Source organism: Variovorax sp. HJSM1_2 (assembly GCF_049316285.1).
Taxonomy (GTDB): Bacteria; Pseudomonadota; Gammaproteobacteria; order Burkholderiales; family Burkholderiaceae_C; genus Rhodoferax_B.
This window is the reverse complement of sequence record NZ_JBMOXA010000001.1, coordinates 540,583-551,315: the sequence shown is the minus strand read 5'-3', so window position 1 is coordinate 551,315 and position 10,733 is coordinate 540,583. Positions and strand designations below refer to the sequence as shown.

Here is a 10,733-nt window from a genome sequence, read left to right as displayed (position 1 = left end):
TAAGGAACCAGAAGCAAAACACTCTCGTCTTTTACTTCTTTTCGACTACCGCTGTGATCAGCAGAGCCTCGAATTATATACCGAATTTTTAGCTACTTTCGAATTATTTTGAAATCTTTTTAAGACCACCAAAACATCAAAACCAACCAAACCCAGCACCCCAACCAATCACAAACTTGTTCGTCATCAGCCGAGCCCTCGACTATAACAGCTTTTAAGCCCCTTTCCTGCTCAACGCAAGAAAGTTTGCAATTCGCTGACTCAGGCCCCAAGCAACATACAAAGCTCGGTCAAGCTGGCCACGGTGGCATGCGGCGGCAAACCATGTCCCCAGGTCTGGCCGCTGCGGTTGAGCAAGGCCGCCTGCAGCCCGGCATTGGTGGCACCGACCACATCTAATAAGGCATCGTCGCCCACATGAAGGACTTGTTCTGGCGCAAACCCTGCCAATTCGGCCGCAGCATGAAAAATGCGTGCATCGGGCTTGGGCATGCCGAACTCCCGTGCGCTGAGTGCTCCCTTGAAATAGCCGCCTAGGCCAACACGCTGTACATCGGCATTGCCGTTGGACACTGCAATCAAGGGATAACGCGCAGACAAAAACGCCAACGCCGGGCGCGCGTCGTCATAAAGCTCCACACGCATGCGTTCGGCAAAGAAGATTTCAAATGCAGGCTCAGCCAGCTGCGCATCGTCTCCGGCGGTTTGCAAAGCCAAACGAATCGATTCACGACGCAGCGCGCTGAGATCATGCGCAAGGTCGGGGCGGTCCAGTTCCAACTGGTTGCGGATGGCGCGCAGGGCTTCCGGGCTGGTGTACAGCGCGGCGGTCTGGGCGGCGTTGGTCTGCAGCCAAGCCAGCAACACGGCTTCAGCGCGGGCGATGGTGGGCCAGATCGGCCAGAGGGTGTCGTCCAGGTCCAGCGAGATGGCCCGGATGTTGGCAGGGTTCAGCATAGGTGCCGGAGAATACGCCATGCGTACATTTTCTTCAGCGGATTCCCCCATACCCTCAGAGCCTCCTGCGGCAAACCGGCCCGCACTTGTAGGCAAGACTGCCGTGCTGTATTGCAACCTGGGCACACCCGACGAACCCACGCCCGGCGCCGTGCGCCGTTACCTTGCCGAGTTTCTGGCCGACAAACGGGTGGTGGAGATCCCGCGCCTGATCTGGTGGCCTATCCTGCACGGCATCATTCTGCGCACACGCCCCAAACAATCGGCCGCCAAATACGCCAGCATCTGGACCGCCGAGGGTTCACCGCTGCGCATCTGGACGGCCAAACAAGCGCTGCTGCTCAGCGGCTGGCTGGGCCAGCGCGGCCACCGCGTCGATGTGCGTTATGCCATGCGTTATGGCCAGCCTTCTATTAGAGAGCAGCTCGACGCCGTGGTGAAAGACGGTGCACGCCGGGTCCTGATCATGCCGGCCTACCCCCAGTATTCCGCCACCAGCACGGCCAGCGTGTTTGACCAGGTCTACCAATGGGCGCAGCACACGCGCAACATCCCCGAGCTGCGCTTCGTCAACAGCTACCACGACGACCCGGGCTACATCCACGCCCTGGCCGCCAGCGTGCGCGCACACTGGAAGCAAAATGGCCGCAGCGAAAAGCTGGTGATGAGCTTTCATGGTGTGCCGGAGCGCACCCGCGAACTGGGCGACCCCTACCACGACCAATGCCAGGCCACCGCAGCCTTGCTGGCCAAGGCTCTGGGTTTGACCGAAAACGACTGGAAGATCACCTTCCAATCCCGCCTGGGCCGCGCCCAATGGTTGCAGCCGTATACCGAGCCCAGCCTGATCGCCCTGGCCCAGGCAGGCACCCAGCGCGTAGACGTGATCTGCCCCGGTTTCACCAGCGACTGCCTGGAGACCCTGGAGGAAATCGCCATGGAAGCGCGCGAGGCGTTTTTGCATGCGGGTGGCAAAGAGTTCCACTACATCCCCTGCCTGAACGATCAGCCGGCGTGGATTGGCGCACTGCGCGACATCACGGCGAGCCAGCTCGCGGGTTGGTCCACCCCCACCAGCTCTTAGAAGAAACAGGCCTTTCAGGCTTTCCAGGTCAGCGCAAAACGCTTCTCTTTTAATAGCACCCTAGACTTCCACCGGGCCCGGCCGCTGCGCCAGCACCAACTCGTACAAGGCCTGCGCTGCGACAGACAAGCTGCGGTCGCGCCGGCGCACCAGGTAGATGTGGCGCACCAGGCCCGGCAGGTGAAGCGGGCGCACCACCAGATCAGGCTGTGCAAAGTGGAACAAGGTGCGCGTAGGCACCACACTAATGCCCAGGCCCGCACGCACCATGCCCATCACGGTGGCGAGCTGGTCCACTTCCATCAGGGTTTGCATGCTCTGCGGATGGAATGCAGCGTCCAGATACTGGCGCACGCTGCTGGTACGCGCCAAATGCACAAACGGCCATTCGGCCAGGCTCTTGAGAGTGATGTTCTTGCGCTTGGCGAGTGCGTGGTCGGCTCGGCACACCAGGTAGAACTGGTCACTGCAAAACGCCTCGGCTTGCAGCTCAGGTGTGTCGGCGCGAATCGCGGCAAGCGCAAAGTCGGCTCGGCCATTGGCCACGCGGGTGATGCAATCCTCGGACAACACATCGGCAATATCCAGCGCAATGCCCGGAAACGCCGCACGGTACTGTGCCAGCACAGCCGGCAACCACCCCGCCGCCAGCGACGGCAGCAAAGCCAGCGCCACCCGCCCGCGCTGCAAGGTAGCGGCATCGCGCACGGCCGTCAGCGCGGAGTCGATCTCGCTGCGGATGCGCCGCGCCGATTCCAGAAAGTTCTCACCCTCACCCGTCAAGGCCACATGGCGTGTGCTGCGGTCGAACAGGCGCAGGCCCAGGTCGTCTTCGAGCGTGCGGATCAGCGCGCTGAATGCCGGTTGCGACAAGTGGCACAGGCTGGCCGCACGCGTGAAGTTGCGCTGCTGGGCCAGCGCCAGAAAGGCATCAAGTTGGCGCGAGGAAATATGCATACGTGGCAAATCTCATTCATCTGTAATTCAAATCAGTTGATCCGAACAATCAATTTCACAGCATAACGTGCAGACCTTACATTGAACAGCAGGAGACCATATGGCAGACACCACCACAAAGCAGAAGCTACTCATAGGCTGCGCCGCCGGCTTTTCGGGTGACCGCACGGATGCCGCCGCGCCCGTGGTGCAGGCGCTGATCGCCAGCGGCCAGCCCGCCGTGCTGATCTTTGAAACCCTGGCCGAACGCACGCTCGCCCTGGCGCAGATCGCGCGCCGTGCCGACCCCGAGGCGGGCTACGAGCCGCTGCTGGTCGACCTGCTCACGCCCGTGCTGGCCGAGTGCCTGCAGCACCACATCCGCATCGTCAGCAACTTTGGTGCGGCCAACCCCATGGCCGCCGCGCGCCGCATCCGAGCCCTGGCCCAAGGCCTGGGCACACGTGTGCCACGCGTGGCCGTGGTCTACGGCGACGACCTCGGCGCGCCCGGCCATCGCGCCGTGCTGACCCAGGCCCTGGGTGAACGTATGCCCGACCAAGCCGTCACCCCCATCGTCAGCGCCAACGCCTATACCGGAGCGCAGGCCATTGCCGATGCCTTGCGCGCAGGCGCCGACATCGTGGTCGCCGGCCGCGTCGCCGACCCGGCCCTGGCACTGGGCCCCGCGCTGGCCCACTACGGCTGGGCCATGGACGACTGGGACCGCCTGGCGCGCGCCACCATGGCCGGGCATTTGCTGGAATGCGGCGCCCAGGTGTGCGGCGGCTACTTTGCCGACCCCGGTTTCAAAGACGTGCCCGGCATGGCAAACCTCGGCTACCCCATCGCCGAGATCGACGCCGACGGCCACTGCACCCTCAGCAAACCGCCTGGCACCGGCGGGCGCATAGACGAACGCACGGTGAAAGAACAACTGCTTTATGAATTACACGACCCCGCGGCCTATCTCACGCCCGATGTGGTGGCCGACATCACCCAAGCCAGCGTGCACGCCGTAGGCCCCGACCGCGTGCGCCTCGAAGGTGTGCGCGGCCACCCACGCCCGGCCACGTTGAAAGTCAATGTCTGCAGCGAAACCGGCTGGTTTGCCGAGGGTGAAATCTCTTACGCCGGCGCACGCGCCGAAGCCCGTGCACATCTGGCCGGGCAGGTGCTGCGTGAACGCATGGCTGGCCTGGCCACACTGCGCGTCGACTTGATTGGTGTGAGCAGTGTGTTTGGCAATGACGCCAGCAGCTGGTTCGACACCCCCATAGGCGAGGCACGCGACGTACGCCTGCGTGTGGCGCTGCAACACCGCGACCGCGCCGTGGCCGAACGCCTGGTGCGCGAAGTCACCGCCATGTATTGCTGCGGCCCGGCAGGCGGCGGCGGGGTCCGCACCGCCGTGCGCCCACGCCTGGGCACGGTGTCGTGCCTGGTGCCACGCGAGGCCGTGCACACAGGCTTTGCCTGGCTTGAAGAAAGTACCACCGCATGAGCCACGCCACCAACTCCGAAACGATCTCCGGCACGCCCCCCGACACCCTCAGCGTGCCCCTGGACCGCCTGGCCCACAGCCGCACCGGCGACAAGGGCAACCGCTCCAACATCAGCGTCATCGCCTGGCACCCGGCCCTGTGGCCGGTGCTGGTCGAGCAACTCACGGCCGACGCCGTGGCGCGGCAGTTTGCTGAGCGCCGGCCCAGCCACGTGGCGCGTTACCTGTTGCCGCAGTTGCACGCCATGAACTTCGTGCTCGATGACGTGCTCGACGGCGGCGTCAACGATGCGCTCAACCTCGACAGCCACGGCAAAGCCTTGTCGTTCTGGCTGCTGGACTTGCGCATCGAGGTCCCGCATGCACTACGCGAATACCTTGCAGGCCCGCAAGCCTGAGCCCATCAAAACCAAAGGAGACAACATGCGCCATTCAAATCCCTACTTCACCCGTCGTCGCACACTCACGGCCATGGCCTTGGCCGGCCTGAGTTTGACCTCCTGGGCGCAAGCCCAGGGCACAGACTTCCCCAGCAAAACCATTACCTTCTCGGTGCCCTTTGCCGCCGGCAGCGCCACCGACCAATTGGCCCGCGCGCTGGCCCTGGCCATCACCGCAGAGACCAAACAGCCGGTGGTCATAGACAACAAGGCCGGCGCCAGCGGCATGCTGTCAGCACAAACCGTGGCACGCGCCGCGCCGGATGGCTACACCGTGCTCATCACCACCAACACCACACATGCGGCCAACGAGCATCTGTACAAGAAGCTGCCCTACGACCCGGTGAAAGACTTTGCGCCCATCACCGGCTTGGGCAAGGGCGGCCAGGTGTTGGTGGTCAACGCCAGCGCGCCCTACCAAAACGTCGGCGACCTGCTGGCGGCGGCCAAAAAGGCGCCCGGCAAACTGTCGTTTGGCAGCGGCAGCTCCTCCAGCCGCGTGGCCGGCGAAATGCTCAAACAACTGGCCGGCGTGGACATCCTGCATGTGCCCTACAAAAGCAACCCCTTGGCCATCACCGACCTGCTGGGTGGGCAGATCGATCTGATGATCACCGACACCTCCACCGGTGTGCCACAAATCAAGGCCGGCAAACTGCACGCGCTGGGTTATTCCACACGCAAACGCAGCGCGCAATTGCCCGACGTGCCCACGATTGAAGAAGCCGGTGTGAAGGGCTACGACATGGGCTACTGGTTCGCCGCCTACGCGCCCGCCGGCACACCACCCGCCGTGGTGAACAAGCTCAATCAATTGCTCACGCGTGCCACACAAAGCACCGGCGCCAAGGCCTTCTTCGACATGGCGGGCTCCGAGGCCTGGACCACCACACCCGATGAATTGGCCAAGTTCCAGGCGGCCGAGACACAAAAGTGGGGCAAGGTGATCAAGGCTGCCGGCATAGAAGCCGAGTAAGCCCAAGCCCAGCCCTCGCGGCGACCTAGCCCGCTCCCCGATTCGCCCAGACCGTTGGCAGCCTCGCGCTGTCGATGTGGGCGCAGCCATGCCCGAGCTTTCACAACAACCACCAAAGGAGACAAGCGACATGAAAAGACATCTGCACACCATCGGCGCTGCAGCCATCACCGCGGCGGCGGCCACCGCCCTGACCGCCTGCGGAGGAGGCGGCAACGGCACGATCATCAGCAAGGCCCCGGCACTCAAGCTGGAGATCACCGCGCGCGAGGATTTCCCCGGCAGCTTTGGCACGGTGGGCGCATACGAGCGCCTCAGCGGCACACTCTCGGGCGAGGTCGACCCGGCCAATACCAAGAACACGGTGATCCAGGACCTGGCGCTCGCGCCCCTGAACGCTCGCGGCATGGTCGAGTACAAGACCGAGTTCGTCATGCTCAAGCCCAAGGACATGAGCAAGGCCAGCGGCGTGCTGCGCTACGACGCGCCGAACCGCGGCAACATCCTCACCATGGTCAACCCCACGGCCACACCCAGCGACGCCGTCTACCTGGAGCGCGGCTATGTGATGCTCTACGCCGCCTGGCAGGGCGACGTGCCCAAGAGCAGCGCCGCGCGCCTGACCGTCAGCGTGCCCGTGGCCAAGAACCAGGACGGCAGCAGCATCACCGGCCCCTACCGCGCCGAGCTGGTGCCCACGGCCGCCAGCCCGTCGATGACGCTGCCCGGCGGCGTGTTCAACGGCAGCATGATTCCCTACGAGCCCGCCAGCCTGGACAACAGCCTGCCGGGCTACTCGCTTACGCGCCGCGCCAACGAGACCGATGCGCGTGTGCCCGTCCCCGCCGCCGACTGGAAGTTCGCCACCTGCGACGGCGCCGCCAACCCCTTCCCCGGCACGGCCAGCGCCACCAGCGTGTGCCTGCGCGGCGGCTTCGACCCGGCCTACCTGTACGAACTGGTCTACGTGGCCAAGGACCCCAAGGTCATGGGCGTGGGCCTGGCCGCGCTGCGCGACACGGTGAGCTTCTTCCGCACCAGCGCCGTGGACAGCAACGGCACGCCCAACCCCGTGGCCGGGCGCATCACCTCTGCGCTGGGCCAGGGCACCTCGCAGTCGGGCAACGCCATGAAGACCTTTCTGCATCTGGGCTTCAACCAGGCACTGGACGGCAGCAAGGTGTTCGACGGCATCTATGCCCACGTGGCCGCGCGCCAGACCAACATCAACACCCGCTTTGCCGTGCCCGGCGGCGGCGGCGGCCTGCGCACCGACCACACGGCCTTTGGCCAGACGGCGCCGCGCGGTCTCGACAAGGACTACATGGACGACATCAGCGGCCGCCAGGGCGGTGTGATGAAGCGCTGCGCCGCCAGCAACACCTGCCCCAAGTTCTTCCTGGGTCTGTCGGGCACCGAGTTCTGGCAACTGCAGGGCTCGCCGGTGCTGACCGATGCCAACGGCCTGCGTGACCTGGCCCAGCCCGACAACGTGCGCATCTACTACTACGCCAGCACCCAGCACGGTGGCGCGGGCGGCACGGCCAGCATCAGCTACGCGCCGAGCCGCGCGCCCTACCCCATGGGTACCGTGGTGCACTTCAACGACACCTTCCGCGCGCTGTTCATCGACCTGGAGGACTGGGTGGTGCGTGGCACCTTGCCGCCCGACAGCCAGGTGCCCAAGCTGGCCGATGGCACGCTGGTGCGCCCGGCGCAGGTGGCCTTTCCGGCGATGAAGGGGCTGACCTGGGCGGTCAACGGCACGCAAGCCGCCATCCCCGATTTCAACTACCTGGGCCGCTACAACAACTTCCCGCTGTTCGACTTCGGCCCGCAGTACATCCCGCAGGACGAAGCCGGCATCGCCAGCGTGCTGCCGCCCAACAACCTCAACCGCGACTACACCATCCTGGTGCCGCAGGTGGACGCCAGCACCGGCCTCACCCGCTCCGGCATCCAGAGCGTGGAGGCGCGCGCGCCGCTGGGCACGAGCTTAGAGTTCAACTACGTGGCCACGCCAGGCATCATCGACCTGGCCAACCTTACGGGTGGCTACATCCCCTTCCACAGCACCAAGGCCGCACGCCTGGCCGCGGGTGACGGGCGTGTTTCGCTCGAAGAGTTGTACGGCAACCAGGCCGGTTATGTGGCGGCCGTCACCAATGCCGCCAACGCCTTGGTGGCGCAGCGCCTGCTGCTGCCGCGCGATGCGCAATTGCAGATCGACCGCGCCAAGACCACGCTGATCCTGCCTTGAGTGGGCGCTGAACCGGCACTGAGCCGGCACTGAGCCAGTATTGACCCAGCCCCGGAACGGCGCCCATCCAGGCGCCGTTCTGCCTAGTGGCAAGCCATTCCCACCCCGTCGAGTCGACTTACAAGCCCAACAACGCCTCAAGGCTTGATGCATAAGCGACAGCAGCTAGACATTCAATAGCAAACTGCGCGGCCATCCGCTTGTAAAGTGCGCTCCCCGGTTTGGCTGTGCAGATGTTTGTATTCAAAAAGCAACGTTTTGCACTTCCACAAGCACCGGCAATAGCCTCTGTTTCACCTGCTAATTATTGCGGGTGATAATTATTGTTATTTACATTGCCGACTTCATCGAGACCCAAAATATGAAAAAGCCGCCCTACTCGTCACGGTCGTCTCTGCCACCGCTGTCCCTCGCTCTGATGGCGGCCTACGCTGTTCTGGCCAGCGCGCCAGCCTTCGCCCAAAGCAGCACGGGCACACTCAAACAAGTCACTGTGACCGGTGACGCCGAACGCGAAACCGCCACCAGCCCTGTCTACGGCATGGTGGCCAAGCGCACCTCCACCGGCCTGAAGACCGACACCGACCTGCTCGAAGCCCCGGGCTCGATTTCGGTGGTGACCAAGGAGCAGATAGAACTGCAAGGCGCGACCGGCCTGGACCAGGCGATACGCTACACCTCGGGCGCCACCGGCGGCGCCTACGGTGACGATCCGCGCAGCGACTGGATGCTGGTACGCGGCTTCAAGCCGGCCTTGTATCTGGACGGCATGGCCATGCCAGAAGGCGCCTGGACCGGCTACACCCGGCTCGAGCCCTACGCGCTGGAACGGGTCGAAATCCTCAAGGGCCCGGCCTCGGCAACCTATGGCGCAGTGCCACCCAGCGGTTTCATCAACGCCGTGAGCAAACGCCCGCAGGCCGAAGCCCAACGCGAAATCGGCTTCGAATACGGCACGGACAACAAGAAACAGGTCACCTTCGACCTGACCGGCCCGCTCTCGGCCGACGGCCAATGGCTGTACCGCCTGGTCGGCCTGGCACGCAATGGCGACATGGCCATAGACAACGCCAAGGACGACCGCTACACCCTGGCGCCATCGCTCACCTGGAAGCCCAGCAGCGACACCACGTTGACCCTGCTGGGCCTGTTCCAGAAGAGCAAGACCACTGGCGTGCCCGGCTTCTTGCCTGCCGAGGGCACCTTGCTACCCAACCCGAATGGCCAGATTTCGCGCTCCTTCAACGCCGGCGAGCCGGGCTACGACAAGTACGACAAAGACACGCAATCGCTGGGTTACCTGCTGGCCCACCGCTTCAACGACCAGTACACCTTCCGGCAAAACCTGCGCGTCGTGAACTCCGAAGTCGAAAACCCCGCCGTGGTCGGCGCCGGCCTGGCCACGGGTTCGGACCGCATCTTGAACCGCTACGTCTATACGCCGCACAACCGCACGAAGATGTTCACCCTCGACAACCAGTTGGAGACCACGTTTGACACCGGTGCGGCCAAACACACCCTGCTCACCGGCCTGGACTACAAACAAACGCGTGACGACAACGCCTATGGCTTTGCCTTTGGCGTGGGCAGCATTGACATCTTCAACCCCGTGTACGGTGGCGCCGTGGTCACGCCCGCAGACAGTTCACACACACTGCTCAAGCAAAAGCAGCTGGGCCTTTATCTGCAGGACCAGATCCGTTGGGACCGCTGGGTCGCAACCCTGTCCGGACGCCATGACAGCGTCGATAGCGACAACACCAATGTGCTGCTCGGCAGCACGGCCTCACAAACCGACCGCAAGTGGTCTGGCCGCGCCGGCCTGAACTACGTCATGCCCAACGGACTGGCGCCCTACATCGCCTACGCCACGTCGTTCCAGCCCACCACGGAGCGCGGCTTTACGGGCAACGCCTTCCAGCCCACCACCGGCAAACAATGGGAAGCCGGTGTGAAGTACCGCCCAACCAATGGCAACGCGCTCTACACCGCTGCGGTGTTCGACCTGAAGCAGGAAAACGTTTCCACGCCTGATCCAGCACATCAGTTCTTCAGCGTGCAGCAAGGTGAAGTTCACTCCCAGGGCCTGGAGCTTGAAGCCAAGTTCAACGCCACACGTGGCCTGGACGTGATCACCACCTACACCTACATTGACGCTAAAACCACACGCAGCAACACGGCTGCCGATGTCGACAAACAGGTTCCCCTGCAGCCCAAGCAGCAGGCCGCCGTGTGGGTGGACTACCGCTTCCCCGGCGATGTGCTGCCCGGACTCGGCGTAGGCGGCGGCGTGCGCTACACCGGCGCCAGCTACGGCGACAGCGCCAACCTCTGGAAAGCCCCGGCCTACACATTGTTCGACCTGCAAGCCCACTACGACGTGCAGAACTGGCGTTTCCTGCTGACGGTCAACAACGTGGCCGACAAGAAATACGTCGCCAATTGCTACAGCGGCAGCTCATGCTTCTACGGCTACGGCCGCACGGCCAACATCTCGGCCAAATACCTCTGGTAAAACAGAGCGCAAGCAAGCCCCACCAACCGGCGCCGCATCCCACGGGCGCCGGTTTTTCTTT

The 10,733-nt window shown here is 64.0% G+C and carries 8 protein-coding genes; 6 read left to right on the top strand and 2 right to left on the bottom strand.

The genetic code is table 11. The features are described from left to right. Window positions 1-261: 261 nt before the first annotated feature. Window positions 262-978, bottom strand: coding sequence for an HAD family hydrolase (locus tag ACFQ95_RS02515; RefSeq protein WP_422829212.1), 717 nt, complete (start codon window positions 976-978; stop codon window positions 262-264). Between ACFQ95_RS02515 and hemH the strand changes: the two genes are divergently transcribed. Further along, entirely contained in the window at window positions 977-2,041 is a 1,065-nt protein-coding gene (gene hemH / locus ACFQ95_RS02510) for a ferrochelatase (RefSeq protein WP_422829211.1), read from the top strand. The two genes, ACFQ95_RS02515 and hemH, sit on opposite strands and share 2 nt — an antisense overlap. Window positions 2,042-2,101: 60 nt before the next feature. Here the strand turns inward: hemH and ACFQ95_RS02505 are convergent, their stop codons facing one another. After that, window positions 2,102-2,998, bottom strand: coding sequence for a LysR family transcriptional regulator (locus tag ACFQ95_RS02505; protein ID WP_422829210.1), 897 nt, complete (start codon window positions 2,996-2,998; stop codon window positions 2,102-2,104). A 100-nt stretch (window positions 2,999-3,098) separates the two neighbouring features. Between ACFQ95_RS02505 and ACFQ95_RS02500 the strand changes: the two genes are divergently transcribed. The 5 genes from ACFQ95_RS02500 to ACFQ95_RS02480 all read left to right on the top strand — a co-directional run bounded on the left by ACFQ95_RS02500 (window position 3,099) and on the right by ACFQ95_RS02480 (window position 10,672). Then, window positions 3,099-4,481: an acyclic terpene utilization AtuA family protein gene (locus ACFQ95_RS02500; protein WP_422829209.1), complete on the top strand. Its 1,383-nt coding sequence runs from the start codon at window positions 3,099-3,101 to the stop codon at window positions 4,479-4,481. Then, window positions 4,478-4,879 (top strand): AtuA-related protein, encoded by a 402-nt coding sequence (locus ACFQ95_RS02495; RefSeq protein ID WP_422829208.1) that lies wholly within the window; start codon window positions 4,478-4,480, stop codon window positions 4,877-4,879. Before ACFQ95_RS02500 ends, ACFQ95_RS02495 begins: the two co-directional genes overlap by 4 nt. Window positions 4,880-4,904: 25 nt before the next feature. Further along, window positions 4,905-5,897, top strand: coding sequence for a Bug family tripartite tricarboxylate transporter substrate binding protein (locus ACFQ95_RS02490; protein ID WP_422829207.1), 993 nt, complete (start codon window positions 4,905-4,907; stop codon window positions 5,895-5,897). Window positions 5,898-6,027: 130 nt separating this feature from the next. After that, a complete protein-coding gene (locus ACFQ95_RS02485; protein WP_422829206.1) occupies window positions 6,028-8,157 on the top strand; it encodes an alpha/beta hydrolase domain-containing protein in 2,130 nt (709 codons plus the stop codon). A 361-nt stretch (window positions 8,158-8,518) separates the two neighbouring features. After that, window positions 8,519-10,672 (top strand): TonB-dependent siderophore receptor, encoded by a 2,154-nt coding sequence (locus ACFQ95_RS02480; protein WP_422829205.1) that lies wholly within the window; start codon window positions 8,519-8,521, stop codon window positions 10,670-10,672. Window positions 10,673-10,733 lie beyond the last annotated feature (61 nt).